The organism is Corynebacterium sp. A21 (assembly GCF_052266655.1).
In the GTDB taxonomy this organism is placed as follows: Bacteria; Actinomycetota; Actinomycetes; order Mycobacteriales; family Mycobacteriaceae; genus Corynebacterium.
Map to the genome: position 1 here is coordinate 133,980 of NZ_JBQPQY010000001.1, position 24,696 is coordinate 158,675.

Annotated in this window: 30 protein-coding genes; 10 read left to right on the forward strand and 20 right to left on the reverse strand. The window is 60.8% G+C overall.

The features are described from left to right. The first annotated feature begins 129 nt into the window (after positions 1-129). Entirely contained in the window at positions 130-747 is a 618-nt protein-coding gene (locus ACTU46_RS00545) for a DUF4352 domain-containing protein (protein WP_443377975.1), read from the forward strand. A gap of 51 nt (positions 748-798) precedes the next feature. Here the strand turns inward: ACTU46_RS00545 and ACTU46_RS00550 are convergent, their stop codons facing one another. After that, the gene (locus ACTU46_RS00550; RefSeq protein WP_443377976.1) at positions 799-1,101 is read right to left on the reverse strand and encodes a BRO-N domain-containing protein; all 303 of its coding nucleotides are present in this window, start codon (positions 1,099-1,101) and stop codon (positions 799-801) included. 440 nt (positions 1,102-1,541) lie between these two features. On the opposite strand from ACTU46_RS00550, the gene ACTU46_RS00555 reads away from it, so the two are divergent. Beyond that, entirely contained in the window at positions 1,542-1,967 is a 426-nt protein-coding gene (locus tag ACTU46_RS00555) for a hypothetical protein (RefSeq protein ID WP_443377977.1), read from the forward strand. A gap of 367 nt (positions 1,968-2,334) precedes the next feature. On the opposite strand, the gene ACTU46_RS00560 is transcribed toward ACTU46_RS00555, so the two are convergent. The 12 genes from ACTU46_RS00560 to ACTU46_RS00615 form a co-directional block, all read right to left on the reverse strand. Next, positions 2,335-4,923, reverse strand: a complete 2,589-nt coding sequence (locus ACTU46_RS00560) for a bifunctional DNA primase/polymerase (RefSeq protein WP_443377978.1) — start codon at positions 4,921-4,923, stop codon at positions 2,335-2,337. Positions 4,924-5,165: 242 nt separating this feature from the next. Beyond that, positions 5,166-5,339: a hypothetical protein gene (locus ACTU46_RS00565; protein WP_443377979.1), complete on the reverse strand. Its 174-nt coding sequence runs from the start codon at positions 5,337-5,339 to the stop codon at positions 5,166-5,168. Further along, positions 5,339-5,542, reverse strand: a complete 204-nt coding sequence (locus ACTU46_RS00570; RefSeq protein ID WP_443377980.1) for a helix-turn-helix domain-containing protein — start codon at positions 5,540-5,542, stop codon at positions 5,339-5,341. Before ACTU46_RS00570 ends, ACTU46_RS00565 begins: the two co-directional genes overlap by 1 nt. A 270-nt stretch (positions 5,543-5,812) precedes the next feature. Beyond that, the gene (locus ACTU46_RS00575; RefSeq protein WP_443377981.1) at positions 5,813-5,992 is read right to left on the reverse strand and encodes a hypothetical protein; all 180 of its coding nucleotides are present in this window, start codon (positions 5,990-5,992) and stop codon (positions 5,813-5,815) included. A gap of 69 nt (positions 5,993-6,061) precedes the next feature. Then, complete coding sequence (locus tag ACTU46_RS00580) at positions 6,062-6,217, reverse strand: hypothetical protein (protein ID WP_443377982.1); 156 nt, start codon at positions 6,215-6,217, stop codon at positions 6,062-6,064. Further along, complete coding sequence (locus ACTU46_RS00585; RefSeq protein ID WP_443377983.1) at positions 6,217-6,789, reverse strand: hypothetical protein; 573 nt, start codon at positions 6,787-6,789, stop codon at positions 6,217-6,219. The genes ACTU46_RS00580 and ACTU46_RS00585 overlap by 1 nt, the downstream gene beginning before the upstream one ends. Positions 6,790-6,791: 2 nt before the next feature. Beyond that, positions 6,792-7,064: a hypothetical protein gene (locus ACTU46_RS00590; protein WP_443377984.1), complete on the reverse strand. Its 273-nt coding sequence runs from the start codon at positions 7,062-7,064 to the stop codon at positions 6,792-6,794. Then, the gene (locus ACTU46_RS00595) at positions 7,061-7,243 is read right to left on the reverse strand and encodes a helix-turn-helix transcriptional regulator (protein WP_443377985.1); all 183 of its coding nucleotides are present in this window, start codon (positions 7,241-7,243) and stop codon (positions 7,061-7,063) included. Before ACTU46_RS00595 ends, ACTU46_RS00590 begins: the two co-directional genes overlap by 4 nt. Positions 7,244-7,446: 203 nt before the next feature. Then, positions 7,447-7,686 (reverse strand): helix-turn-helix domain-containing protein, encoded by a 240-nt coding sequence (locus ACTU46_RS00600; RefSeq protein WP_443377986.1) that lies wholly within the window; start codon positions 7,684-7,686, stop codon positions 7,447-7,449. An 89-nt stretch (positions 7,687-7,775) separates the two neighbouring features. After that, entirely contained in the window at positions 7,776-8,357 is a 582-nt protein-coding gene (locus tag ACTU46_RS00605) for a hypothetical protein (RefSeq protein ID WP_443377987.1), read from the reverse strand. Then, positions 8,354-9,529, reverse strand: a complete 1,176-nt coding sequence (locus ACTU46_RS00610) for a tyrosine-type recombinase/integrase (protein WP_443377988.1) — start codon at positions 9,527-9,529, stop codon at positions 8,354-8,356. The genes ACTU46_RS00605 and ACTU46_RS00610 overlap by 4 nt, the downstream gene beginning before the upstream one ends. A gap of 135 nt (positions 9,530-9,664) precedes the next feature. Beyond that, entirely contained in the window at positions 9,665-10,111 is a 447-nt protein-coding gene (locus ACTU46_RS00615; RefSeq protein WP_443377989.1) for a helix-turn-helix transcriptional regulator, read from the reverse strand. 177 nt (positions 10,112-10,288) lie between these two features. Here ACTU46_RS00615 and ACTU46_RS00620 point away from each other — a divergent pair, with 177 nt between their 5' ends. From ACTU46_RS00620 to ACTU46_RS00630, 3 genes are read left to right on the forward strand one after another with little or no spacing between them, the layout of a single operon-like run. Continuing rightward, positions 10,289-11,284, forward strand: coding sequence for an ABC transporter substrate-binding protein (locus ACTU46_RS00620; RefSeq protein ID WP_443377990.1), 996 nt, complete (start codon positions 10,289-10,291; stop codon positions 11,282-11,284). After that, positions 11,281-12,237, forward strand: coding sequence for an ABC transporter permease (locus ACTU46_RS00625; RefSeq protein ID WP_443377991.1), 957 nt, complete (start codon positions 11,281-11,283; stop codon positions 12,235-12,237). Before ACTU46_RS00620 ends, ACTU46_RS00625 begins: the two co-directional genes overlap by 4 nt. After that, the gene (locus ACTU46_RS00630) at positions 12,237-13,028 is read left to right on the forward strand and encodes an ABC transporter ATP-binding protein (RefSeq protein ID WP_443377992.1); all 792 of its coding nucleotides are present in this window, start codon (positions 12,237-12,239) and stop codon (positions 13,026-13,028) included. Before ACTU46_RS00625 ends, ACTU46_RS00630 begins: the two co-directional genes overlap by 1 nt. 11 nt (positions 13,029-13,039) lie before the next feature. Here the strand turns inward: ACTU46_RS00630 and ACTU46_RS00635 are convergent, their stop codons facing one another. Further along, on the reverse strand, positions 13,040-14,227 hold the full coding sequence (locus ACTU46_RS00635) for a DUF418 domain-containing protein (protein ID WP_443377993.1): 1,188 nt from the start codon (positions 14,225-14,227) through the stop codon (positions 13,040-13,042). A 178-nt stretch (positions 14,228-14,405) separates the two neighbouring features. Here ACTU46_RS00635 and ACTU46_RS00640 point away from each other — a divergent pair, with 178 nt between their 5' ends. The 3 genes from ACTU46_RS00640 (at position 14,406) to ACTU46_RS00650 (ending at position 17,098) form a co-directional block, all read left to right on the forward strand. Then, positions 14,406-15,665, forward strand: a complete 1,260-nt coding sequence (locus ACTU46_RS00640; protein ID WP_443377994.1) for a hypothetical protein — start codon at positions 14,406-14,408, stop codon at positions 15,663-15,665. Positions 15,666-15,821: 156 nt separating this feature from the next. Continuing rightward, entirely contained in the window at positions 15,822-16,841 is a 1,020-nt protein-coding gene (locus ACTU46_RS00645) for a bile acid:sodium symporter family protein (RefSeq protein WP_443377995.1), read from the forward strand. 113 nt (positions 16,842-16,954) lie between these two features. Beyond that, the gene (locus ACTU46_RS00650; protein ID WP_443377996.1) at positions 16,955-17,098 is read left to right on the forward strand and encodes a hypothetical protein; all 144 of its coding nucleotides are present in this window, start codon (positions 16,955-16,957) and stop codon (positions 17,096-17,098) included. Positions 17,099-17,231: 133 nt separating this feature from the next. Here the strand turns inward: ACTU46_RS00650 and rbsD are convergent, their stop codons facing one another. The 6 genes from rbsD to ACTU46_RS00680 form a co-directional block, all read right to left on the reverse strand. Continuing rightward, on the reverse strand, positions 17,232-17,603 hold the full coding sequence (gene rbsD / locus ACTU46_RS00655; protein WP_443377997.1) for a D-ribose pyranase: 372 nt from the start codon (positions 17,601-17,603) through the stop codon (positions 17,232-17,234). Next, positions 17,600-18,508 carry a ribokinase gene (locus ACTU46_RS00660; RefSeq protein WP_443377998.1) on the reverse strand — a complete coding sequence of 303 codons (909 nt, stop codon included), beginning with the start codon at positions 18,506-18,508 and terminating at the stop codon, positions 17,600-17,602. Before ACTU46_RS00660 ends, rbsD begins: the two co-directional genes overlap by 4 nt. Further along, positions 18,505-19,458: a D-ribose ABC transporter substrate-binding protein gene (locus ACTU46_RS00665; protein ID WP_443377999.1), complete on the reverse strand. Its 954-nt coding sequence runs from the start codon at positions 19,456-19,458 to the stop codon at positions 18,505-18,507. Before ACTU46_RS00665 ends, ACTU46_RS00660 begins: the two co-directional genes overlap by 4 nt. A 66-nt stretch (positions 19,459-19,524) precedes the next feature. Further along, complete coding sequence (locus ACTU46_RS00670; RefSeq protein WP_443378000.1) at positions 19,525-20,514, reverse strand: ABC transporter permease; 990 nt, start codon at positions 20,512-20,514, stop codon at positions 19,525-19,527. Further along, positions 20,511-22,106 carry a sugar ABC transporter ATP-binding protein gene (locus ACTU46_RS00675; protein WP_443378001.1) on the reverse strand — a complete coding sequence of 532 codons (1,596 nt, stop codon included), beginning with the start codon at positions 22,104-22,106 and terminating at the stop codon, positions 20,511-20,513. The genes ACTU46_RS00670 and ACTU46_RS00675 overlap by 4 nt, the downstream gene beginning before the upstream one ends. Continuing rightward, positions 22,103-23,236 (reverse strand): LacI family DNA-binding transcriptional regulator, encoded by a 1,134-nt coding sequence (locus tag ACTU46_RS00680; RefSeq protein ID WP_443378002.1) that lies wholly within the window; start codon positions 23,234-23,236, stop codon positions 22,103-22,105. Before ACTU46_RS00680 ends, ACTU46_RS00675 begins: the two co-directional genes overlap by 4 nt. Before the next feature lie 373 nt (positions 23,237-23,609). Here ACTU46_RS00680 and ACTU46_RS00685 point away from each other — a divergent pair, with 373 nt between their 5' ends. Both ACTU46_RS00685 and ACTU46_RS00690 read left to right on the forward strand, forming a co-directional pair. Beyond that, a complete protein-coding gene (locus ACTU46_RS00685) occupies positions 23,610-24,116 on the forward strand; it encodes a hypothetical protein (protein WP_443378003.1) in 507 nt (168 codons plus the stop codon). After that, complete coding sequence (locus ACTU46_RS00690; RefSeq protein WP_443378004.1) at positions 24,103-24,684, forward strand: hypothetical protein; 582 nt, start codon at positions 24,103-24,105, stop codon at positions 24,682-24,684. Before ACTU46_RS00685 ends, ACTU46_RS00690 begins: the two co-directional genes overlap by 14 nt. The last annotated feature ends 12 nt before the right edge of the window (positions 24,685-24,696 follow it).

Genomic DNA, 24,696 nt, shown 5'->3' on the forward strand with positions numbered 1-24,696 from the left:
ATACCCCCATTTCTCTGAATATATTTCAATCTTATACTCAGGTAACCCAAAGGGACTAGCATCCTCGGGTGACACTCTGTCCCGCCGCTCGCTTTTAGCTAGGGGCATCATTTCCCTAGGAGATCATTCATGTCTACACCGCAGCAACCCCCGCATGACCCAAATCAGCCGTACATCCCGCAGGGGTACGAACTCGCCAAGAAGAAGAAGCCCTTCTATCAGCGACTCGGCTGCATCCTCCCCCTCGCCATCATTGCGATCATTGTCGTGATCATTGCGGTGTCCTCCGGCGGAAGCGATGACTCCAGCAGTGCCAACGATGGATCTTCAAGCAACGGCGATTCCAACGGTGCAGGCCAGGCAGCACCCGAAGGGTCTGGCCCCGCAGCACTTGGCGAAACGGTCAGCACGAAAAAGGCTGACGTGACCGCCAGTAACCTCCGTCAGACCTCTGACGCTCTTGGCTCCTACCTTTGTGTGGACGTAGCCTTCGTCAACACCAGTGACAGTGACTCCCTTACTCTCAACGGCCTGATGGACTGGAAGCTTGCAGACCCGAATGGCGTGACCATCACCCAGGCCTTTGGCAGCGAAACTGACTATGACTCCGTTGAGGTTGGCCCCGGCGGCAACAAGTCCGGCGTGGTCTGCTTTGAGTCCGATGGAGCAGCAGGCGAGTACACCCTCACCTTTGAAGAGGGCCTGAGCTTCAGCAGCGAACAGGCTGTCTGGGTCGCTAACCTCTAGGACTCTAGAAACAAGTAAGACTAAACCCCGGCACGTAGAGACCGCACCGTCTCACAGTGTCGGGGTTTCCTTGTACGCCTTCTCCATCTCAATGAAGTACCGGCGTGCCTGATTGCCCTTCTCAGAGCGCTGAATCATCGAGACCTCCTCAGCCTTGTCGGACCGCATGATGACTCGATACATGTTCGCCTTGTTGACTGCGATCTGCTTTTGCTTGCGACCAATCGAATCGGTGACTTCAGTCTGACTGAAGCCATGCTGGTCAAGGCGCTTTTTCAGCTCAGTTACGTTGCCGATACCCATGACCTTGGCGAGGTCAGAGAGGACGAACCAGGGCTGGCCTTCCTTGGTCACGACGCGGATCTGGTTTCCGTGGAAGTCGAAGATCTCGACCTCGACCTCGTTGGCGGTGGACGGCTGGACGGTGTTGGCGGGTGCCAGGCGGATGTCATCGACTCAGAACCTAGGTCAGCTGCTCGGCTGAGAGTCTGAGGGCTTCAGGGAGCATGAGGGTGCCACCGGAGATCCCCAGCGCCGCCAACGGCCTTCTGGAGCCGCACTTATTGATTGGTAGGGCTTAACAGTATGCTCGTACTGCTAAATACAACCCTATATAGCGATATATCTCTGAACTGTCGCGCTAGAAAAAGAGCAGCACCGAAGGGCACCGCGAATGAGGGGTGGGGTAGGGGTCCCTCCCGGGGGCCAAATACACTCGCGTGTTTTTCGGAGCACGTCACCGCTGTCGATCGGCTCGACCCTCACGCTTCCGACCCTCACGCTATTCTGGACATATGACCAATTCCTCAAGTACCGCAATGGCCACCAAACCTGCCAACGCCACTGACTATCAACTCACCTCAGTCATCGTGAGCAGTGAGAACAGAACCCCGGTCACTGTGGAATGGCACTTCATCGGCACGGCCCCGCTGGACGCTCAAGTCACCTATGGCATTACCGCCGCAGGTAAGAACGTTCTCGCGAGAATCACCGGATCAACCGTGGACCAGGTGTCCTACTGGGACGGCTCGCGGAATGTCTACGTCGATTCCGGCGTGATGATCCATGACGATCAGGTGATCGTGGCGATCCCGCCGAAGGTCGCGGATGCTTTCGTTGGCGAATGGCTCGCTGATCTGCAAATCGACGGCCAAAAGGTCAACGAATGCAAGCGCCGGACCATCAAACACCCCTATGAAGGCACTGCACCCCTTGGGTAGCCACCCCTTCCATACATAGGTATATATTGACCTCTTATATAGGCACCCCTTCTAGGTGGACCCCTTCATGCCAACCTCTTCCAACCTATTTCCAACCTCCTTCCAACCTCTTTAGGTTTGAGATCCGCCATTGTCGCAGGTGAGAGGTAGTTTATCGGTGGAATCTTCCAACCTTCCAACCTCAGGGTTAAAACTCTCAAATCCCCACAGGGCTACCCCTACTTATTTATTAATATCTATCTAAAGGAATAGGTTGGAAGGTTGGAAGAAAGGGCCACGGAAACCCCCTCTCACCTGCAAGGATGAGTCCTTCCAACCTCGGGAAAAGGTTGGAAAAGGTTGGAAGAAGGTTGGAAGAAGTCGGAATCTATCCGGCGATCTTCAACATGAGCGGCTGACCCTCTTCGTTCAGGAACCACCCGCTGTAACCGTTGGCGTTATCCTTCTTGCCCTTGTCACCCGCACGGCCCTGGTCCTTGAACCACCGTGAGATCTTCATGCTGATTGCTCTTTCAGATACCTCGGTCACCGTCTCTCCGGTGATCTCCCGGTACTTGGTCGCCAGCTCGGATGAGATTGCGAAGTCCTCGGGGTCCCCGGTGTGCTCCAGCAGGTTGAAGAAACGGGCGGAAGGGTCAGCTTCTTCAATGAACTCCCGTGTGGCTTTGGCGATAGCGGGCGGGTAATCCTCGGTCTCCAGGCCTTCACTCATGGCCAGTGCAAAGCCTTCCAGCAGCCAGCGGAAGAACCACACCTTCTCTTCGTCGCGGTCGCGCCACGGCACCTGCTCTCCCGGCTGGGCGGCACGGATCACTTTCCGGCGCTGATTGAAGGGGATCACGGCCAAACGGCGGGCAACACCGGAGTCGTGATTGAACACAAACGGGCGGTTGGTCATAACCGCGATCGTGTTGCCGTCGTACTTGACCACCTTGTTTGAATACAGCTCTCGACCAGTACGGACTTCGGTGCCACGCTTGATAGCGGCAGCGTCGATCTGCATTCCCTCTTCGGTCTCGTTGACAAAGGTCATGCGCGTTCCCAGAGACGCGGCATAATCCGGGTCAGGCTTGCTGGCGCTACCCTTCTTGAACTGCTCGGGAGTCAGCTCACTAACGTAATCCTCTCCCAGAGTCGCCATGACGCAATCGAATAGGGAGCCTTTACCGGAGCCACCGGAGCCGTACCAGACAAAGAACTTGTGCTTCTTGTTCTGTCCAAACATCGAATACCCCAACGCCTTCTGAACAAAGCGGCGGGCGGCAACGTCGGGGTGAATGGTCTCAATCAGCTTCTCAGTGATTGTGGAACCAGCACCGGGCGACTGTTCCCGGTGCTTCAGGGACTCCAGACCGCCGGAAATATCTATCGGCGGAATGGACTTCGTCACCGCATCGTCGTATTCCGCAGGGCGTAGCCAGGCGCTAAATCCACCCTCGGGGTTGCGCTCAACCTCTTGCAGGTCAAGAACTTCATCCCCGATACCGATCAACCACGGATTAGAATTGAGCTTGCTTGCACTGAAAACTCTCCCGGTATCCCGAATAGCGTTCGCGGTGTTTTCAAACATCGACGTAAGGCCACCGGCTCTGTACAGGGCGTAAGCCTCACCAAAGACAGCTCCAGCCGCGTTTTCTTCGTCGCTACCCTGCTCAAAACGGGCACGGTAGCGGGAGATCTCGGGCATGATCTTATCGTTCAAGATCTGGCGCATGTCTCCGGGCTGAAGTGCTCCACCCTCTTCCATGTTCATGATTACGTCGGAGTCTTCGGAGACCCGAATGGTGACCAGCTCAGTGCATAGCAGGGCGACCAGCTCAGAGACGGCAACCGCTGGCAGCTTGCGGATGATTCTTCCCACCTTCTCCCGCAGCTTGGTGTGGGTCTCTGCCACCTTGTCAGCACCCTTCAGAGACGTGACAGCCTGAGCGAGATCCGGGTCAGCGTACTTGGCGACCAGCGGAACGACGTTGCCGCTCTCGACCTCACCCCGCAGCTTATTCACAGCCCCATTGAGTGCTCGGGCAACCTCGGCATCTTGGCTATCTGCGGAACGCCGCTCAGCGGTGGTGCCCCGGAATAGAGCCGCCAGCAGCTCCAGAGCCTTCTTAAGGCCGCTCTGCCCCTCCAGCACGGCCAGCTGAACAGCCCAATGCTGCTTATCTGTGAGGGTGTCGTGACCATTGTTCAAGAACGCACTGTGAAGTTCATGGCCTTCATCGTCCTCAATGACCTTCTTGAATATTGGACCCAGCTCACCCGCGTAATCCGGGGTAACCGTGGCTAGCCACTGGGCAGACTCCAGCTCTCCCATGTCTTGAGCCGGGGCATTCTTCAGGCTCAGCGTTCCCTTCCGCAGGTGCTCGACCCAGGCAGCAGGCAGCGGGGGCAGCTCTGAAACCTCGGGGATCTCGACCTCTTGGTTCTTATCGTTGAACCACTGGTACTGCTTGCCGTCAACGGTGCTCGGGAAGGCCACCGCGTACCGGTGAGTCATCTGAAGAACGTCAATGTCTTCTCCCGCTTTGTTGTGCCACTTCCGGCCATCTTCCACCCGGAAAAAGTAGTGGGCACTGGGGCTATCGACACCCCGACGGGTTGAGCGGAACGGCTTAGGCAGCTCACCCAGCTCAGTTTCTAGGGCCTTGAGAGTCTCGGCCCCCTCTTTGCCCTCTTCTGGGTAGTGGTCAACGTCGATACCGATCACGTTGGGCGGCATACGTAGGCCAAGATTAGCCCCCGCTTGGGCGGTGCTCCAGGCGTTGCCTGCTACCTCTCTGCCAACCTCTTCAGGAATGTTCCCGGTGACCCCGCTCAGCGGAGGGAACTTCTGACCCTCTTGCATCGGGAACGGGGTATTCCAACCCTTGTCCTGGTACTGCTTGGCAACAGATCTTTGCTGCTCAGAGTCTAGAATACCCTCGGGGGGTATGGTATGATGGGACATGGAAGACATCGCGTGTCTTCTCCTTTCTCGAACGCACTTCTATGAATGATGGCTTGATTCCCTCCAAGGGGTTGAGTTTGATTTTGTTGGCTACGGACTGATGACCCGACTAGTCAATGACTAATTTCAGAGCGCTCTCGACTCGGATCTAATCTGAGTCGGGGGCGTTTCTCTTTGGACCTCCAGAACGCGCACCCGGTAGTTCAGCCACGACACCCAGGCGACCAGGGCCGCAGCTATCCCCAGTTCGATCACTTGGGCACCCCTGTAGCGTCGGCAATCTCGTCCAGGCGGTCGTGGATCTCTGCCAGCAACCTACCGTTCTCCTTGGTGGCGGCTGCCTGCTCCAACATGGTCTTGATCTCAATCACCCGCAGTTCGCGGTCGGTGAATTTCTCAAGGTCAGTCAATCGTGCAGTGCTCATTACGCCGCCACCTCCTTGATGCCACCGCGAACAAAGCTCTTCTCGAACCACTGGTTAAACAGGTCAGTGGGATAGAAGTAGCGACCGCCGATAGTTACGAACGACGGACCTCGACCCTCGACCTTTCTCCAGTTGGCCACGGTGCCATGGGAGATCCCGCACTTCTCTCCGACTTCTTTTGAAGTCATGTACTTCTCGTTCATGTTTCCCTCCAGAAACCTTGATGAAAATCAAAAAGCAGCCCCGGTTGGACCTGCTACCAAACATTCTAACATGTCGATATTTTGAAAGGCACCCTCTTTTGCGGGGGGTGCCTTGACTTGAGACCGCCGTCTAACGTAGCGACACGCCGTGACAAACGACGTTTGGCGAACATTGGACCGGGAGCAGCCTTGACTAAAGTGGCCTGAATATGTGAGCAGTATCACATGGATGGCCGTTACCTAAACGTTATTTAACTCTCTTTGGGTGGCTCAAGATTCTAGATACTTCGCCAAACTAACCTTCCGGCTCTCTGGGTCACTGCTCTCACCCTCACTGGGCAGATACTTCGCCAGGCTCACCTTCTGGCTCACCCGCTGTTGCTCTCGCTGCGCCACGTTGCCCTCAGTGTCTCGGGGCAGGTACTTCGCCATACCGTTGTCTTTGCTCATGTTCACCTCCTCGGTGGTTGTCGTAACCCGGCGCGATCATCACAGTGACGTAATCGCGCCGGGCTGGATCTAGTCCAGGTACTTGCGGAAACTTGGATCTACCGGTTCCGCTCTATAGCGACCGGGGCGGGGGCCGATCATCCGCTGAAGGGCGGTGCCACCTTGGCGGTTGGCCCTCTTCTTCTCGTTGATCCGGCGTTGCTCATCCTTGGGTGGCCAGCTCATCAGATCTTGTTTCCCCAAGCGTCGCGGCGGGTCTGAGGAGCCGTAGCGGGGGCGGGATTGACCGGCTGACCCAAGGCCACGGCAGTCAGCAGGGCCACCGCAGGCCACTGGGCGGGATCTCGGGCCGCGTCAAGGGCGTACTCAAGGGTGATCTTGTCCTCAGCGGCGAACTCATCCGCGTAAGTCTTCTCAAAATGCTTGAGGTCGAAAACCAGGTAGTCCAGGATCTCGGCAATGTGCATCGTCTGGGTACCTTGTCCGCCAAACTCTGCCAGCGGCTCACTGAGGTCAACCTCAAATTCTGCATTGCCAAGGTGGACCGCACCGGGGAAGGTCAGGGCGGCGAACTCTGCCAGAGCTTCAGCGCCGGTACGGCTGTCCTTGAGAAGGCGCACCTGCTCGACCCAATAGATCTCCAGCAGAGCCGCCAAGGCCTTGGCGGTGGTCTCCTGCATGTCCTGAATCGTCACCTCATCAAAACCGTTGTACCGCTGCTCTTTCTGCTTGGCACCTTGGGCCTTGGTGTATGCCCCAATGAACGCGCTGTTGTGGCGGTTTCTGAAGTCACTCATGCTTACTTGTCTCCTCGTTCGATCTGAATGTGAATATCTCCGCTCAGGGAGATCTTGTGTCCCAGGCCTGCCAGCTCTGCCAGGCTCTGAATGTCCTCGGGGGTCAGCTCCGCAGCGGTAGCGGTGTAGTGGGTGTCCGTAAGCCCCGGCTCACTGATCCACTCGGTGCTGACTCGGTTCTTCCGCATGTGGCGTGCCAGCGGGAGCTTCCCCCACTCAGGCACCTCTTCCAGGTAGGGCCGTTCAATGACCTCTTGGACGTTGTACTTGCTCACGCTGCTTCACCTTCCATGTTGAGGTTGTCCTGAATCCAGCTCTCGACCTCGGCAGCGGGGTAGCGCACTGAATGCTTACCCACCCGCAGCCAAGCGGGGCCGGTGCCGTCGTTTCTCATCTCTGCCAGTGTCTGCCGTGAGACACCCAGCAGGTCTACCAACTCTGCAATTGTCAGCATCGTTCTTCCCTTACCATAGTCGTACATGTTCTGTCAATAGTATACCACATTGACTTTTTGGCACTCATATGATCCACTTTTGGCAGCGCTCTGACCTCTATGTACATTGGGATAGGGTCACTCATACCCGCTTGGCCCGGCGCGGCTTCACCCGCACACAAGGGCACCTATCCGGGGGCATGATCGCGCCGGGCTGGAGTGGCTTAGGCTGCTGACCCCATGCGGGTCAGGCTCTCTTCAATCTCGCTGAGCTTCACCCGGATACCCCGGCCAAAGCGGTACGCGGGGATACGCTTGGTGGCGATATGGCGGCGTAAGGTTGTCTCGCTCACGGCGAAGTGCTCAGCGGCTACCTGAAGGCTTGTGAATCCTTCTCGCTCTCGCTCTCGCTGCTTGGCGGGCGGGGTGGCGGCGTTGGGGGCAGAGACAGAAAAATTGGACACAGTAGACCCCTTCCAAGGGATCAACTGGCCCAATAGTTGTTTGTTCCGGTGTCGTTACCGGGGCAGAATCTGAAGTTAGAATGACCAGCTTACTTCAGCGGGGGCCACTTGGCAATCAGTGTCCTTAAGCGTTCCTCCGCTGATAGCTCTGGCTGGCCATCGACTCTGGCGGGGTGGGGTGCAAGCTGCTCGGGTTGATAGAGATCTTCCGGCCTGAGCGAGATCTTCCGCTGACCAGTCAGAACCTTATCCAGCGGTACGGTGCCGTTGACGCTACGGCCTGAGACATAGACACCGGCAACCAGCTCTCCAGGGTCCAGTTCTTCGGTGTCTGTAAGCGCTGTCCACGTCACCTTGGGGTTGCCGCCTGAGGTCCGATATAAGGCGTTAAGGTCGCGCTCGCTGACCTCTCCCGCGTCGATACGGTTCAGGGCTTCAGGCAAGCTCCAGGCGGTGACCTGCTCCAGGCTCCAGAGCGGCGGCTCAGCGGGTATCGGGGCGAAGTTCGCACCGGTGTTCTTGGCGTTGACGATACCGACCAGGACGGCGTTACCCTCGACAACCAGTGTGTACCCCAATAGGTCACCGCGATCTGCCAGCCGCCAGGTGCTGACCTTGTGCTGCTCGACAGCCGCAGGGTTGAGCTGGAGCCACCTACCCAGAGCGTTCACAGTGCTTCCCCAACTCTCCGCATGAGTTCCCCAGGCCTTCCGGGCTTCACCTTCATGTACGTATTTACAATCGTGCTCACATCATCCTGCCCTAAGATCCGGCCTATCTCCTGAGCGGTGGCCCCCTTCTCTGCCAGCTCAGTAATCAGCCAGTTGCGACCGTAGTGTGGGGTGATCTCGGGGTTCACACCTGCCTTGGACTTGGCGAACTCCATGGCCTTCCGCAGGCTGGAAGGGGAGCAGATATTGCCGGTTCTAGCCGTTGTGAGCTTGCCGGTCTCGCTCAGCGGGTAGGTCTTGAGGTGCCAGAACAGCAGCGGCACAAACTCAGCGAAGATAGGCACATCACGGAAACCGGCCTTGGTCTTCGGCGCATCTTTGATTGTCAGTTGCCAGCGACCGTTCTTCTGCTTAATGATTTGAGCGTTCTCTCTGACCCTTACCTCAACAATGGGGAGCCAAGGTCCAGGCTTGGGGGCAGCAGAGAACTTGAGATCACTCTCACTGACAGCCAGAGCTTCACCCACCCGCAGGCCATGGAACAGTGCCAGCACCGCAGCGAACTTGTAGCGCAGATAGATGTTATCGACAATCGCCTGCAACTCTTCCTTGTCTGCCAATTCCTTGTTCTTGGCTACGGGTTGCTTACTTGCCGCCTTGATATAGACCGGGTTAGCGTCGATCATGCCGCGCTCAACAGCAGCGGTACACGCGGCTCTGAGTCGCTTATAGGCAGCGTGGTTTGTCGGCGGGGTGCTGAAATTCAACGTGATGTGATCCCACCACCGGAAGACGTGAGCCTTGGTCAGGTCAACCAATGGCACGTTCTTGATCTCACAATCAATCTCGGTGATCCGGGTTGCGGTAATCATCCGGTACCGCTGAACCGAACCTAACTCAATCTCGGTTTCTTTGATGTCGTGGTGCTGGTCCAGCCACTGACCCACCGTGAGAGCGTTCCTCTCCGCTTGGTTGGCCTTGAGTTCCGGGTGAACCCAGATCCCTAACTCAATCTCCCGCTCTTGAGTCTTCAGCCACCCTTCAGCGTCACCGTAGGTAGGGAACGTGGAAGGGGCCTTGATCCGCTCCCCATCAGGGTGCGTGAAGTGAGCCTGACTCTTGCCTGAAGGCAATTCCCGGATAGAGCCGAACTTTCTGCGCTTGCGTGCCATGCCCCCATCCTAGGTGCGCGTGCAACATAACGTGCAACAGCAGGGGCAACTGATGGCATTTCGTGCTCAGCTATGCCCCCGCTAGCTCAGTGTTCCCGCAGGTAAAGGCCGTTGCTCCCGCTGGTCACCGGCGTATTAGGGCTTTAGTTCTCTAGTCCTGATCGGTCTTGTCACCACCTTGGCCACACACGGTGCGACCCCGGCCGCCTCATCGGCATGCTCACGCCGGTAGACACTGGGCGGCATGCCCACGAGTTCGGTGAACCTGGTGCTGAAAGTGCCCAGTGAGGAGGAGCCCACCGCGAAGCAGACCTCGGTGACATTCATATCGCCCCGGCGCAGCAGTGTTTTCGCCCGTTCGATGCGACGGGTCATCAGGTAGGAGTAGGGCGATTCCCCGTAGATCCGGCGGAATTCCCGGCTCAGGTGCCCGCTGGACAGGTAGGCCCCGCGGGCCAGTTCCTCGACGTTGAGGGGATGGTCATACTCGCGGTCGATCCGGTCACGGACCCGGCGGATGACGGTGATATCAGCTCGACGTCGTTGCTCGCGGTCCACGGAAAGAGCTCTCACAGCTGCCATGCCTCCCAGGTTACTGCAGTGATCGGGCGGCACAGGGGACACCCGTGCGGCGGGAATTTCCCAGGGATTGCACATATGATCTGAGGGGCAAGTAGGTTCAATGGTGAATTAGCTCACGCAGCAGGTGTCGTTGATACCGGACACCCTCGTGCTGCCACCGACAGAAAGACTTCCGTCATGTTTTCTTCCCGCTCGAAGATCCTCGCCGGCCTCATCGCCGTCGGCGCCCTGAGCCTGTCCGCCTGTTCCAACTCCTATGACAATGACACCGACCCCTCTGGGGGAGACGCCGGTGGCGAGTCCTACGCCATCGGCATCAACCAGCTGGTCCAGCACCCGGCCCTGGATGCCGCCACCGCCGGTTTCAAGCAGGCCTTTGAGGAGGCCGGCGTGGAGGTGACCTTCGAAGAGCAGAACGCCAACGGTGAGCAGTCCACTGCGTTGACCATCGCCCAGCAGTTCGCCTCGGACAACCTTGATCTGGTGCTGGCGGTGGCCACTCCGGCAGCCCAGGCCACCGCCCAGAACATCACCGATATCCCGGTGCTGTTCACCGCCGTCACTGATGCTGAGGCCGCAGAACTGGTCGACTCCAATGAGGCCCCGGGCGCCAATGTCACCGGCACCTCTGATGCCGCCCCGATCGAGGAGCAGCTGGCCCTGCTGCAGGAACTGGTGCCGGACGCCCAGTCCATCGGAATCGTCTACGCCTCCGGGGAGGTCAACTCCCAGGTGCAGGTTGACGCCGTCACCGAGGCCGCCGGGCCGCTGGACCTGGAGGTCAAAACCCAGACCGTGACCACCGTCAATGAGATCCAGCAGGCCGTCGAGGCGTTGGGCGATGTCGACGTGATCTACGTTCCCACCGACAACATGGTCGTCTCCGGAATCGCCTCCCTGGTGCAGGTGGCCGAGCAGAAGTCCATCCCGGTGATCGGCGCTGAGTCCGGCACCGTTGAAGGTGGGGCCGCAGCCACCCTGGGCATCGACTACACCGAGCTGGGCCGCCAGACCGGTGAGATGGCACTGGATATCCTCCAGGACGGGGCGGACCCGGCCACCACTCCGGTCCAGACCGCCCAGGAGTTCACCTACGTGATCAACGAGGAGGCCGCGCAGCGGCAGGGCGTGACCATCCCGCAGAACATCCTGGATAAAGCTGAGCGCGTATGATCGGCGCAGTTGAAGTTGGTCTGATCTACGGGGTCATGGCGCTGGGGGTCTTCCTGACCTTCCGGGTGCTCAACTTCGCGGATCTCACGGTTGACGGTTCCTTCACCACCGGTGCTGCCACCGCAGCGATTGCCCTGCTGGCCGGGTGGAACCCCATCCTGGCCACCCTCGCCGGATTTGGCACCGGCTTCCTGGCCGGCATAGTCACCGGTCTGCTGCATACCAAGGGTAAAATCGATGGTCTGCTCGCCGGCATCTTGACGATGATCGCGTTGTGGTCGATCAACCTGCGCATCATGGGCGGTGCCAATGTGCCGCTCCTGCGGCAGGACACCTTGTTCACCCCACTGCGTGAATCCGGATTGCTGGGTTCCTGGGGGAGCGTGGGAATCATGCTGGTGGTGGTCGGTCTGCTCGCCCTGGTGGTGATCTGGTTCCTCCGGACCGATTTGGGGCTCTCGATCCGGGCCACCGGTGATAACAGCCAGATGATCTCCGCCTATGGGGTCTCCACCGATTTCACCAAGACGCTGACGCTGGCACTGTCCAATGGTTTCGTCGGTATGTGCGGTGCCTTGATCGCCCAGTATCAGGGCTTCTCGGATATCTCCATGGGTATCGGTCTGATCCTGGTGGGTCTGGCCTCGGTGATTATGGGCCAGGCCGTTTTTGGCCAGAAATTCCTCTGGCTGGCGGTCTATGCCGTCATCGTCGGTTCGGTGCTTTACCGCCTGATCATCTTCGCGGCGCTGCGCCTGGGGCTGGACCCCAATGACATGAAGGCGATCACCGCTGCCCTGGTGATCATCGCACTATTGCTGCCCCGCTGGCGGGGGCTCTGGGAACGCCTGGGCCGCTCCAGCCGGGCAACGGTGGCACCATCGCTTAACGACGCCCCCGACACTCCGGCCATGGCCGGAACCGTTGAGGCCACCGTAGGGGAGAAGCACTGATGCTTGAGATCACCACCATCTCGAAGACCTTCTTTCCCGGTACCGTCAATGAACGCCGGGCACTGGATGATCTTTCCCTGGATCTGGCGGAGGGTGACTTTGTCACCGTCATCGGATCCAACGGCGCCGGCAAGTCCACCCTGCTCAACGCGGTGGCCGGTCGACTGATCATGGACCGTGGCACGATCACCATCGGTGGCGCCGATGTGTTCAGGTTGCCTGAATACAAGCGCGCCCGCTACGTCGGACGAGTCTTCCAGGACCCGCTGGCCGGAACTGCTCCGACACTGACCATCGAGGAGAACCTCTCGCTGGCGCTTCGTCGCGGCCAGTCCCGGGGATTGGGCGCCAGTCTGACCAGGAAGCGTCGGGAATTGTTCACCGAACAGCTCGCCACCCTGGAACTGAACCTGGAGAACCGGCTCACCGCCAAGGTGGGCCTGCTCTCCGGCGGCCAGCGACAGGCCTTATCCCTGCTCATGGCAGGATTCACCCACCCGAAAATCATGCTGCTCGATGAGCACACCGCAGCCCTTGATCCGCAGCGGGCGGCGTTAGTCACCGAACTGACCGAGCGCATCGTGGATGAGGGTGGACTGACCGCCCTGATGGTCACCCACAACATGGAGCAGGCTATCCGGCTGGGCAACCGGCTGATCATGATGCACGAGGGCCGCATCGTCTACCAGGCAGATCAGGCCACCAAAGCCAAGCTCACCGTGCAGGATCTGCTGCGGGAGTTCTCCCGGATCAAGGGAGCCACCCTCTCGGACAAATCACTGCTGGGCTAGTCGCCCCGGTGTCACCGGGCCGGCAGATCCCGGCGGGTAGTGGCATTGATGGCGCGGTTCATGCCTTCTTCGAGTGGGCCGCGCCGGAACTTCAACTTCCACAGTGAGCATGCGATGATCGCCACCACCAGCGTGACCCAAAAGGCGAGGGTGGTGGACTCCGGCAGCTGCTCCTGGTACATATCCCAGGTGTCATTGGGGTTTGTCATGCCAAAGAGGAATCCGCCATAGACCATGCTTGCGCTGATGACATGGATGACGTAGACCGTCAGCCCCATGGAACCAGCGGCACGCAGCGGATAGAGCACGGTGACAAGCCGCTGGGAACGGCAGAGCAGCAGCGAGAGACTGATCACGAAGATTGCCCCGAAGATACAGGTCAACTGGTCCAGCAGGCCCCCGCTATGACCAACCGGTGAGAGGAAGACAAAGCTTCGCTCGGAGAAGAGTACCGGGGCCAGCTCCGGGAGTGGTTCGGTGCTGTATTGGACGGCACCCGAGCTGTTCTCCGGTAGAATACCGATGACCCCGCGAGCATTGAGCCCCAAAAACGTGCCCACTGCCCCGATCAGGGTGAACACCGGGAGCAGCACCATCGAGTTGCTCCGGGTGACCAGCAGGCGGTGGATCAGTACCCCGACAGTGACATAGGTTAACCAGGCGAAGATCGGGTAGGTACCACCGAGCACCAGGCTGTTGGCGAAGGTACCCGGCAGGATGACCTGCAGCGCAGGGCCAACCAATAACAAGGTGAGAGCCAGCGAGATCAGAGTGGAGGTCCGGGCCCGGGGAGTCCAACTCAAGAGGATCATCGCCATCCCGAGGGTCTCCAGCACCACCGCTATCGAAATCTGAACCTCGGCGAGGATGAACCCCAGTACTACAAGCAACAGTCCACGCATGATCAACCGGTGGCGGCTGTGCGCGAGTTCCGCTCCGCCGTGTCGTGCCGCTGAGGCTCCCATCAGGGACATGGAGACGCCGGCCAGGACCGCGAAGAGCGCGGAGGGAAGTCCATCCCGGGCCTCAATGACCCAATTCAGATACTCCTGGTCCAGGTAGGGGCCGAGATGGGAGAAAGCCATCCCGATCACGGCCAGGAAGCGAGCAAGGTCAATGCCGTGAATGCGGGGGGAGGGGGTTCTTGCCGCGAGGCTCGTGGCAGGGCTCTGGGTGATCACGGGTGCGGAGGCATTCAACTCGTGCTCCTTATCAAATCCGGTGGCGGTCAGCTTATTCTATGCCTAATCTCAAGATTTAGGCAGGGCTTTTGCCTCTGGGATCAGGAACAAGGGGCGCCCGAGGTCGGCCAACAGTGGAGAATCCGGTGAGGAGGGGATCTGAGGGGTGTCCGGGGCGTCGATTAACTTAGCTGTTATGTACAGCTCTCTGGAGATCATCGACCTCGAAGACCATGCCGCCGTGTTTACCCACCCGGCTGGTTTCACTCACTTGGCGGAAGCCGGGCTACGCACGACGATGCCGCTGCTGGTGCCGGTGGCGATGGAGGTCTTCGCGGAATCCGGTGCGCTCAGTGATTTCGTGTGGAAAACCGCCGGGCCAGACTGTCCTTTCCTTTATGTGTTGGAGGACGCTATCCCGGTTCCCGGAGTCTCCCCGTTCGGAACGACGGTCGAGGACCGGTTGCTCGGGGCCTTCACCGTCCGCTCAGTGGCATCAATTTCGGGGAGTTCAGACTATGTGCTGGCGAAGGTGGTCAGAGAAAAACCCACGGCACAGGATTATCACCTGCTGTACCCGGCCGCGCTGGCGGAGCGCTTCGGGGTGGGTTCGGTGCTCTGGGGCACTTTCGACCGGCTCCGGAACATTGGGGAGCTGCCCACAGAACAGGTCACCGCCTCCCGTCATCCGAACCTCATCTTCCGGGTGGTGATGTCGCTGAGCCGTGGGGACAAGGATCTCTGGGAGTTGATGCTGGAACTGGGTGAGTCTGCCTCCACGATCATCGGGGCAGTCGACTTGGCGGTGCAGGACGGGATTCTAATCAATACCGTCGAGGGGCCGCCCCTGCGCTTCCAGTTCTATGAACCTGCTCAGCGGTCCACCCATGCCGACCCGAATTCAATCACCGGAAGAGGTGGTAGGGATGTCCGGGGAATTCCCATGGATGAACCGGCCTACCACAGCCTGCTGGCGATCCTGGCGGCGGTGATGAGCACACCATCCTTGATGGCGGATGAGAAGCTGGTCCAGCAAACCAGGCAGTTCCTGCGGTTACTCAGTGCCTCAGCACCGCGTCGGGTGCTCGCTGAGCACACCTGGGTGCCAGCACTGAGGCAGCAGGCCGGGGACGGTGAACTCGACTGGGAGGGGCTGGCGGGCTGGATCGCCGAAGAACCGCCGGAAGCAGCGGGCACCCAGATGATCCTCGAGGCCGGGGCTGCGGTCAATTCCCAGGTGCTGGCCCAGCTGCAACGTGCCTGTGCGGACTGGGCGCTGCTGCGGGTCGAGCTCAAGGATGGTTCCGGTCTTGTGCTCGAGGCCCGGCAACTCGGCTACGACTGGAGCGTCGAGCGGCGGCTCAAGGGTTTTGACCGCGCCACCGGGCGGTCGGTGAAGCTGAAGCTCTCGCTGATTCACAGTGTGGAATACCTGGCGTTACCCTGGCGCCGCTAGCCCCGTGGGGAGGTGGAACACGTCGAAAATGTCCAGGTGAGTTGCGACACAGTTTTTCCACCCACTAGTGTGAAGCCGTTGCCAACCCGCGACCTATTTCCCCTGTGCCCACCCCCTGCACGGATGTCACCCCAGAAATTAACAGGAGTAGCAATCGTGTCCCAGGCACCCGAAATCGCGCCGGATAAGCCCACCAAGCAGAAGCAGGATCGTGCGGCGGCGATCGCCGTCACCGGCTTCCCGGTGTTCATTCTCATCGGCACCGCCATCGCGTTCATGTTTCCGGCGACCTTCGCACCGCTGACGAGTTATATCAATCTCTTCCTCATGGTGATCATGTTCTCGATGGGACTGACCCTGACCATCCCGGACTTCAAGATGGTGGCCAAGCGGCCGCTGCCGATCCTCCTCGGGGTGGTCGCCCAATTCGTGATCATGCCGATCCTGGCGGTGATCGTGGCCAAGGCCCTCAATCTGAATCCGGCTCTGGCGGTGGGCCTACTCATGCTCGGTGCGGTGCCCGGTGGCACCTCATCCAATGTGATCACCTTCCTGGCTAGGGGAGATGTGGCACTCTCGGTCTCGATGACCAGTGTCTCCACCCTGATCTCGCCGATCATGACCCCGATGCTGATGCTGCTGCTGGCTGACACCCGCACCGATGTCGACGGTTTGGGCATGGCCTGGACGCTGTGCCAGACCGTGCTGTTGCCCGTCATCGGCGGTTTGGTCATCCGTGTGATCGCGGGCAACCTGGTGGATAAGATCCTGCCGATCCTGCCGTGGCTGTCCATCCTGGGCATCGGTGGCGTGGTTTTCGGCGCGGTCGGAGCCAATGCCGAGCGCCTGGCCTCGGTCGGTCTGATCGTTTTCGTCGCCGTGCTCCTGCACAATGTCTTCGGCTTCGTCCTCGGCTACTTCACCGGCAAGGTCTTCGGCTTCCCGGAGACCGCCAACCGCACCATGGCCGCAGAGATCGGTACCCAGTCGGCCGGCCTAGCTTCGGGAATGTCCGCGAAGTTCTTCAGTGCTGAGGCAGCGCTGCCCGGTGCGGTGGCCGCAGTGGTCCACAACATCACCGGTGCGATCTTCTCCGCGATCATGCGCCGGATCCCGCTGAAGGAGGAGAACGTGAAGGACGTGCAGCTTAAGGATGCACAGCTCAACGTTATTTAGCGGTGCCGGTTCCCCGGCCGCATGCCGGCGGCATTATGGTGTCGAACCTCGTGCAATGGGCTATTATCTGTCATGATCTACATGAACCAGTTGCGAGAGAAACGGCGGCACTCATGAATTCTTTTCACCAGGGTAGGGATAATGTGTCGCTGACGGTCGGGGAGGCCTCGGAGTTTGAACGTCTCGTGGACGTCTTCGAGGTGGTTGAGGAACATCTCCTCGACGAGAACCTGCTGATCCAGGTGTATTCCTCCTAGCGGATCCCCTTGAAGACATTATTGCGCTGCCCCAGGCCATGACGCCGGGGGCAGCGCAATAATGTTTTTCAGTGGTGCTTGAGGAGGTCCCCAGGTGCGTTGAGTAACCCTGACCTCCCCTTCGCCGAGAGGATCAGAAAGGTACTCCGGAGCGGAAGATCACGTTGGCATAAGGTGTGGTCTCCCCGGTCCGGATCACGAAGGAGGCCTCGGCGACCAGCACCTTGAGCTCCTCGTGCGGGACCTTCACCGGCTCCAGTGGCAGCAACTCCAACACCTGCGCCGGGGTTTGGGCGGCAACGGTGGCGCCCTCGACGACAACCTCCGCCAGCACCGCTGCCACCACCTCGGCAAACCGGGGAATACCGAACACCAGGGTCAGATCGACGACCGGAACCTGTGCCGGGATCGGCAGTCCCGCGTCGGCGATGACGAAGGTATCGGTGTGCCCGAGCCGGGCGATGTGGCTGACCAGCGCAGGATTGAGTAGTCCGGATTTTCTCATTCCGATACCTCCGGCAGTTCGGCCGCGGCCGTGGGATAGGAGGCCTGCGCACCGCGGCCGGTGGCGGTGTAGGCACCCACCCGGGCGGCGTGCCGGGCTGCGGTGATCATGTCCTGACCTGCCAGGAGCTTTGCGACGAAGGCCCCGGCGAAGGCGTCACCGGCGCCGGTGGTGTCCACGGCGTCGATACGCGGGGTGGGGACGGCGACCAGACCAGCGTGGTCACCGACCAGCGCACCGTGGGCGCCGAGTGTCAGGACCACCGAGGTGAACCCGGCGTCGAGAAGCGCCTGAGCGAGGACCTCAGGATCCAGGGACTCGACGGGGAATCCCAGCTGCTCCAGGATCAGCCCGGCCTCGTGCTCATTGGCCATGATCGGATCAGCCTTGAGGAGTGCTTCGCGGGGGACCTCGACCACCGGGGCCAGGTTGACCACGATGCGGCTGCCCGCGAGCTGCGTGGCCGCCTCAAAACCCGAGGCCGGAATCTCACCCTGCAGCAGGGTGATCTCGGCACCCTTGAGGATATCCGCGTGGCTGCGCACGTATTCGGCATCGACGGTCGCATTTGCGCCGGGAATGAACACAATTGAGTTTTCACCGTCCTCGGCCACCGTGATCACGGCCAACCCAGTGGTCTCTGAAGTGGTGGCCACACCAACCATGTTGACCCCGGCGGCGCGTAGTAGCTCGGTGGCGGGTTCGGCATAGGCATCCGAACCCACCGCACCGATCAACGTCACCTCCGCGCCCTGTAGTGCGGCGGCGACGGCCTGGTTCGCGCCTTTACCGCCCGGGGTGATGTCCCCGCCGGAGCCCAGCAGGGTTTCGCCCGGCTGCGGATGACGCGGCACCCGCGCCACCAGATCAGCATTGATAGAACCGACGACTACTACGCCACTCATAGGAACTCACCCACATTCTCCTTGGTCACGGTGATGACCTCCACCGGGACCTCAACCTCTGCTTCTTCGTCCTTCAGAAGCTTAGCGGCCTCCGCCACCGCCCTGGCTCCCAGCTCACCGGGCTGCTGCGCGATGGAGGCGGTCAGGGTGCCGGCCTCGATGGCGGCCAGCCCCTCATCGGTACCATCGAAGCCGATGACCTGGACCTCAGTGCCGGCGCGGTCACCCAGCGCCTCGATGGCACCGAGTGCCATCTCATCATTTTCCGCGAAGATGGCCTTGACGTTCGGGTGAGCCTGCAGCAGGTTGGTGGCTACGTCGAGCCCCTCAGCACGGTCGAAACCGGCGGTCTGCTGGGCGACCACGGAAATCCCCGGGAATTCGGCGATCCCCTCAGTGAAGCCCTGGCCACGGTCACGGGAAGCGGAGGAACCGGTGATGCCCTGCAACACCAGGATCTCACCCTCCTCGCCGATGGACTCCGCCAGAGCCTGCGCGGCCTGACGGCCACCGGCGACGTTATCGGAGGCGACAAAGGAGGCGATCTCACCGCCATTGGCGGAGCGGTCCACCGCCACCACCGGGATATCGGCGTTGTTCAGGGCCTGCACCGCCGGGACCACCGCATCGGAGTCGGTGGGGTTGACGATGACCACCGAAGCGCCGGTGGTGATGGCGTTGTTCAGCTGGTTGGTCTGGGTGGCGGCATCATCCGAGGCATCCTGGATATCGAGGTTGATGCCCAGCTCATCAGCCTTGTCCTGGGCGCCGTCCCGCAGCTGCACAAAGAAGGGGTTGGTCTGGGTGGACAATGCCAGCGTCACGGTGCCGGCGGCCTCGGTATCGGAGGAACCACGGTTGCAGGCACTCATGCCGAAGGCGAGGGTGGTGGTGGCGAGCAGGGCGATCGCGGCGCGGGCCGTCTTGCGGGTCTTGGGGGAGTTGAACATGGGGATGAGCCTTTCGGGTTGTCGGGTTTCAGGGTTTTCGGAGGTGAGGTCGTGGTGGGACCTGAATCAGCTGGCGGTCTTGTTGCGGATGACATCGAAGCCGACCGCCAGGGCGATCACACAACCGATGACGATCTGCTGCCAGAAAGATGAGACGTTGAGGATGTTCAGGCCATTGCGGATCACCGCGAGCAGGATCGCGCCGACCAAGGTGCCGGTGGCTTTACCGGTACCGCCGGCCAGGGAGGCCCCGCCGATGACCACCGCCGCGATGGCGTCGAGCTCATAGCCCACCCCGGCCTGCGGCTGGGCGGAAGCGAGTCGCCCCGCCATGACCAGACCAGCCAGGCCGGCGAAGAGCCCGGCCAGGGCATAGACGGAAACCAGGATCCGCTTCACTGGTAGGCCGGAAAGGCGGGCTGCTTCGCGGTTGCCGCCGATGGCGTACATGGAGCGGCCGAGCACCGTGCGGCTGAGAATGAACCAACACAGCAGGCCGGCCAGAGCCATCATCAGGATCGGGATGGGCACTCCGGCGACGGTGGAGCCGAGCCAGTTCACCGCCGGGGCGGTGGGCTTCGGGGATCCCTGGGAAATCACCAGGGTGGCGCCCCGGGCGATCGACATCATCGCCAGGGTGGCGATGAAAGCGGGCAATTTTCCGTAGGCGATGGCCAGGCCACTGATGGCACCGGCGATCAATCCCATCGCAAGCCCGGCGATCAGGGTGAGCCAGCCCGGTAGGCCGGCATCGACGAAGAAGTAGGCCGAGACCATGGCGCCCAGGGCAGCGACGGAACCGACGGAGAGATCGATACCGGCGGTGACGATGACGAAGGTCATACCGAAGGCGAGGATAGCCACGGTGGCGGCCTGGATGCCGATGTTGATCAGGTTGGGGAGGGTGAGGAAGTGCGGGGTGGCGATGAACAGTGCGATACAGAGCAGGATCAGACCTACCAGCGCACCATTGTTCATCAGCCACTGCACCACCTGGTGGCCGGTGGTGCTGGTTTTGGCGGCAGCGGCCTTCTCGGGGGCGGTGGCGGTCGTCATTGATTGTCCTTCTCAGAATCGTTTCTGGTGGTGGTCGGGGTTGTGGTGTTCCCGGGCGGTGTCCGCCCGGTCAAGGCCCACTCGGTGAGGGCGTCCTCGACCTGGGAGACCGCGAGCGCCATGATCGAGTCCTGGGTGGCCGTTGCCGCGGAAAGCTCCCCGGCTAAACGTCCGCCGGACATCACCAGGACACGATCGGACATGCCGAGGACCTCGGGGAGTTCACTGGAGACCATGAGGACGGCACCGCCGGCGGCGGTGATCTCATTGATGATGTTGTAGATCTCGACCTTGGCGCCGACATCCACGCCGCGGGTCGGTTCGTCGAGAAGCAGGACGGTGGAGCCGGCGAGCACCCAGCGGCCGAAGACCGCTTTCTGCTGGTTGCCGCCGGAAAGATCGCGGATGCGCTGATCGATGCCGGCCATCCGGATGCGTAGCTTCTCGGCGACGTCCTGGGCTCTCCTGCGCTGGCCACGACGATCCGCCAGCCCGAGGTGGGAGCTGGAGCGCAGGGTGGCCAACCCCAAGTTCTCCACCACGGCGGCATCGAGTACCAGGCCCTGGGCCTTGCGGTCCTCCGGAACGTGGCCGATGCCGGCCCGGATGGCCTCGGCGATATTGCCGTTGCGGAGCTTCTTGCCGGAAACCTGCACGGTTCCGGTGTCGACGGGGTCAGCTCCGGCGATGGCGCGGATCACCTCAGTACGGCCGGCACCGACCAGCCCCGCCAAACCGACGACCTCACCGGCGTGCACGGTAAAGGAGATGTTCTGGAACTTGCCGGCAGAACTGAGTTGATCGACCTGCAGCAGGGGAGCACCCTGTTCCAAGGCGATGCGGGGAAACTGGTCGGTGATATCGCGGCCGACCATGTGCCGGACCAGCTCTTCCTCCGGGGTGGTGGCCGGCACCTCCGCAATGAACTTGCCGTCACGCAGCACTGAGACCGAGTCCGCGATCCGGGCGATCTCATCGAGGTGGTGGGAGATGAAGACCATCCCCACCCCCTTGGCCTTGAGATCATCGACGACGGTGAACAGTTGCTCGATCTCATGGCCGGTCAAGGCGGCGGTGGGCTCATCGAGGATGAGTACCCGGGCATCCATGGACAGTGCCTTGGCGATCTCGACCAACTGTTGGCGGGCGATCCCGAGCTCGCTGATCTTGGCGTCCAAGGAGACATCGACACCGATGATGTCGAGCGCCGCGCGGGCTTGTCGACGCAACGCGCGGTAATCGACCAGACCAAAACGCTTCGGGGTGCGCCCCAGCATCACGTTCTCGGCCACGGACATGGTGGGAACCAGATTGAGTTCCTGGTGGATGGTGGCGATGCCGTGGGCTTCGGCCGTCCTGGTGTTGGGCAGGACCGTGGGGGAACCATCGATCAGGATCCGTCCGCCATCGGGCTGGTAGACACCGGACATCATCTTGATCAGCGTGGATTTGCCGGCGCCGTTTTCACCGAGGAGAGCCTGCACGTGGCCGGGACGGACATCCAGGCTGACGTGGTCGATGACGGTGACGGGGCCAAAAGACTTGGAGACGCCATCGAGCTGCAGTACCGGTGCGGTCATGGTCCGGCTCATAGGGTTCTCTCATCCTCGGCAGGAGTGGTGTGAAGGTGGGGCACGGAGTTGTCCAATGTTCGGGCGGGTTCAGGAACCGCAGTTGATTCGGGGGGTTCGGCGGCCGGTCCCGCCGGGCATTCGGTGGAGGCCCGGATCTTCAGCTCAGTGGGGAGCCGGAGCGAGGTGGGGGGAGTGCCCCCGGCAATCAGCTGCTGCAGGACCCCGAAGGCCCGGGCGCCAATCTCAGAGACGTGCTGGTCAATGATGGTCAGCGGGGCGGCCTGGAGCCGGAAGACCGGATGGTCATCGAAACCCACCAGTGCAATGTCCCGACCGACCAGCACCCCGAGGTCATGGCAGGCCTCAAGTGCCCCGATGGACATCATTGAGTCCCCGGCGATGATGGCCCGCACGCCCTGTTCCCATAGTCGGCGCGTTCCCTCATATCCCTCGGACTGGTGGTATCCGCCGTGGTAGACGGGCTGTTTCTCAAGTCCGGCGGCTTGGCAGGCAGCGTGGAAGGTTTCCCATCGCTGCCTGCCGGTGGAGGTGGACATCGGCCCCGAGAGATAACCGATGGGAAGATGCCCGCATTCCTTGAGGTGATTGACGGCGGCGGTGAGCCCGACCGTGGGGTCTGAGGTGACTGAAGGAATTCCGGTGTCCGGCAGATCACGGTCCACCAGCACTATCGGGAGACCGATCCGCTGCAGTTCCATCAACTGGGCGGTATTTTCCTCATGGGGGACAACGAGGAGGCCGTCTACCCGGTGGCTGGCCAGGACCCGGAGTGCCGTGGCCAGTTCCGCCGGGTCCTCATTGGAATTGAAGAGGATGGTGGAAAGTTTCGCTTCACTGGCGGCGTGTTGTACGGCTGCGGCCAGGGCAGCGAAATAGGGGTTGATCACACTGGGGATGGTCAGCCCGATGGTGGCGGTCCGTGATGCCCGCAGTGCCCGGGCCTGGGCGTTGGGCTGGTAACTCAGTTCCGTGGCCGCAGCCCGAACTTTTGCTGCAGTGGCCTCGGTGATGGCGGGGTGACCACCGAGCGCCCGGGACGTGGTGCTTATGGAGACGCCGGCCAACTGTGCCACCTCCTTGAGCGTGGGTGGTTTTGTCCGCCTGGGGGAAGCGGGTTGCAAGTTCATGATGGGCAGCTTTCCGTCTCGGGTGGCCTTCCCGAAAAACGGTCAGATGAGTACCTCAGGGAAGAGCACGGCAGGGTGTGGAGTAAGCATGTGGATCAATCGTGCAATCGTTTGCACTGTTCATGTAGATTTAACCTAAGGCCATTGGGTGTATGAAGTCAAGTATTCCGGGTCACAGTGCTGCATACATTGTGCCCTACCGTGCATAGTGGCTGGTGGGGGAGTGGTTTGCCGGAGTATTCGCGCCACCCAGCCGGGGTTCCTGTGTTGTAAGTGGCACCCGGGGTGGCCGGGGGAGGTCAAGAGTGTGACAAGTGCATGAACTATCTGTTTTCGCAGGAAGAATGCCGATTTTCGGGTTAGCCTATTAGACATGGAAAAAACCACCCAGATCTTGCCGGAGTGGCTGGCATCTCAGGTGGATGGTGCCGAGGGCACCGGCGTGAACCTGCAGCAATTGATGGATACTTCTCCCTTCCGTTCCGCCGCCGTGCGCACCGTCGCCTCTGCCGGGGACTTTGTCCTCCGGGAAGGGCTTGTCCACCGGCGTGCCGTCATATCGGGGGATACCTGGCTCCCGGCCGCCGATCCGCGCGTGGAGGTGGTGGGGGAGGAATATCGGGTGTCGGTCACCGTCACTGAGAAGATGCTTGCCGGGGAGGGCTTTGCGGTGCCCCGTGCCATCGCTGGAATGCTGGAGGTGCCGCGACTGTCCTTCCGCACCCTGGATTCCCGAAAGGGTGCGCGTGGCCTGCACCTCAATGATGAGCAGGCACTGATTGGCTCCATCGCCGATTTCCTCGCCGACTTCGGCTCCCTGGTCGGTGACCCGGTGCAGCTGATCTTCCATCGCAAGGGAAGTTTCGATGTCCGGAATTAAGGTGATGAGTGATCCCGGCATCTTCACGGCCTCCTATTCCCGGCGATCCCTGATCTCCTCACGCTTTGTGCTGGGGTCAGGTCTGTCGGCCAGCCTGGTGCTCTTCCTGGGCATGGTCCTTGCCGGGAGTCTGACCACCGGAGTCTCCATGGTGGTTGCTCTCCTGGTGCCGGTGCTGATCAGCCTCGGGATTCTCTGGGGGGCTGAGTACTGGGTGAAGGTCCGGATGCGTCCGCATTTCAGTCTCGCGGGGCACTACTTCCGGGATTTCACCGGCCAGGAATTCGATCTGACGGACTTCATCGGAATCCAGAGCTGGGTGGATTCCGGTGGTGAGGGCACCTCCTCGGCAGTGAACTTCACGCTGATTCCGCGGGGCGCTGAAGCGCGGGTGGATCCCAAAGCCAAGCTGGCGGCGGCCTTCAGCCGGAACCACCGGATCCCGCGGGAGCTGGAGTCTTTCACTTTCCGCTATCCCAACCAGTTGCGTCCGCCCCTGCATATCTTCACCGCGGAGCTGCAGCGCCGTGCCCCGCACCTATTCCTTGACCACGTCGGCGAGATCTGACTGGCACACTGG

What these genes read in the sequence shown, in the direction of transcription:
- ACTU46_RS00690 (WP_443378004.1), top strand. Translation starts at nt 24,103, where the DNA reads ATGTCCGGAATTAAGGTGATGAGTGATCCCGGCATCTTCACGGCCTCC.
- ACTU46_RS00585 (WP_443377983.1), bottom strand. Translation starts at nt 6,789, where the DNA reads ATGAGTGACTTCAGAAACCGCCACAACAGCGCGTTCATTGGGGCATAC.
- rbsD (WP_443377997.1), bottom strand. Translation starts at nt 17,603, where the DNA reads ATGAGAAAATCCGGACTACTCAATCCTGCGCTGGTCAGCCACATCGCC.
- ACTU46_RS00680 (WP_443378002.1), bottom strand. Translation starts at nt 23,236, where the DNA reads ATGAACTTGCAACCCGCTTCCCCCAGGCGGACAAAACCACCCACGCTC.
- ACTU46_RS00630 (WP_443377992.1), top strand. Translation starts at nt 12,237, where the DNA reads ATGCTTGAGATCACCACCATCTCGAAGACCTTCTTTCCCGGTACCGTC.
- ACTU46_RS00675 (WP_443378001.1), bottom strand. Translation starts at nt 22,106, where the DNA reads ATGAGCCGGACCATGACCGCACCGGTACTGCAGCTCGATGGCGTCTCC.
- ACTU46_RS00640 (WP_443377994.1), top strand. Translation starts at nt 14,406, where the DNA reads ATGTACAGCTCTCTGGAGATCATCGACCTCGAAGACCATGCCGCCGTG.
- ACTU46_RS00670 (WP_443378000.1), bottom strand. Translation starts at nt 20,514, where the DNA reads ATGACGACCGCCACCGCCCCCGAGAAGGCCGCTGCCGCCAAAACCAGC.
- ACTU46_RS00575 (WP_443377981.1), bottom strand. Translation starts at nt 5,992, where the DNA reads ATGAGCAAAGACAACGGTATGGCGAAGTACCTGCCCCGAGACACTGAG.
- ACTU46_RS00660 (WP_443377998.1), bottom strand. Translation starts at nt 18,508, where the DNA reads ATGAGTGGCGTAGTAGTCGTCGGTTCTATCAATGCTGATCTGGTGGCG.
- ACTU46_RS00625 (WP_443377991.1), top strand. Translation starts at nt 11,281, where the DNA reads ATGATCGGCGCAGTTGAAGTTGGTCTGATCTACGGGGTCATGGCGCTG.
- ACTU46_RS00580 (WP_443377982.1), bottom strand. Translation starts at nt 6,217, where the DNA reads ATGAGCTGGCCACCCAAGGATGAGCAACGCCGGATCAACGAGAAGAAG.
- ACTU46_RS00545 (WP_443377975.1), top strand. Translation starts at nt 130, where the DNA reads ATGTCTACACCGCAGCAACCCCCGCATGACCCAAATCAGCCGTACATC.
- ACTU46_RS00610 (WP_443377988.1), bottom strand. Translation starts at nt 9,529, where the DNA reads ATGGCACGCAAGCGCAGAAAGTTCGGCTCTATCCGGGAATTGCCTTCA.
- ACTU46_RS00570 (WP_443377980.1), bottom strand. Translation starts at nt 5,542, where the DNA reads ATGAACGAGAAGTACATGACTTCAAAAGAAGTCGGAGAGAAGTGCGGG.
- ACTU46_RS00615 (WP_443377989.1), bottom strand. Translation starts at nt 10,111, where the DNA reads ATGGCAGCTGTGAGAGCTCTTTCCGTGGACCGCGAGCAACGACGTCGA.
- ACTU46_RS00650 (WP_443377996.1), top strand. Translation starts at nt 16,955, where the DNA reads ATGAATTCTTTTCACCAGGGTAGGGATAATGTGTCGCTGACGGTCGGG.
- ACTU46_RS00560 (WP_443377978.1), bottom strand. Translation starts at nt 4,923, where the DNA reads ATGTCTTCCATGTCCCATCATACCATACCCCCCGAGGGTATTCTAGAC.
- ACTU46_RS00620 (WP_443377990.1), top strand. Translation starts at nt 10,289, where the DNA reads ATGTTTTCTTCCCGCTCGAAGATCCTCGCCGGCCTCATCGCCGTCGGC.
- ACTU46_RS00555 (WP_443377977.1), top strand. Translation starts at nt 1,542, where the DNA reads ATGACCAATTCCTCAAGTACCGCAATGGCCACCAAACCTGCCAACGCC.
- ACTU46_RS00595 (WP_443377985.1), bottom strand. Translation starts at nt 7,243, where the DNA reads ATGCTGACAATTGCAGAGTTGGTAGACCTGCTGGGTGTCTCACGGCAG.
- ACTU46_RS00665 (WP_443377999.1), bottom strand. Translation starts at nt 19,458, where the DNA reads ATGTTCAACTCCCCCAAGACCCGCAAGACGGCCCGCGCCGCGATCGCC.
- ACTU46_RS00565 (WP_443377979.1), bottom strand. Translation starts at nt 5,339, where the DNA reads ATGAGCACTGCACGATTGACTGACCTTGAGAAATTCACCGACCGCGAA.
- ACTU46_RS00685 (WP_443378003.1), top strand. Translation starts at nt 23,610, where the DNA reads ATGGAAAAAACCACCCAGATCTTGCCGGAGTGGCTGGCATCTCAGGTG.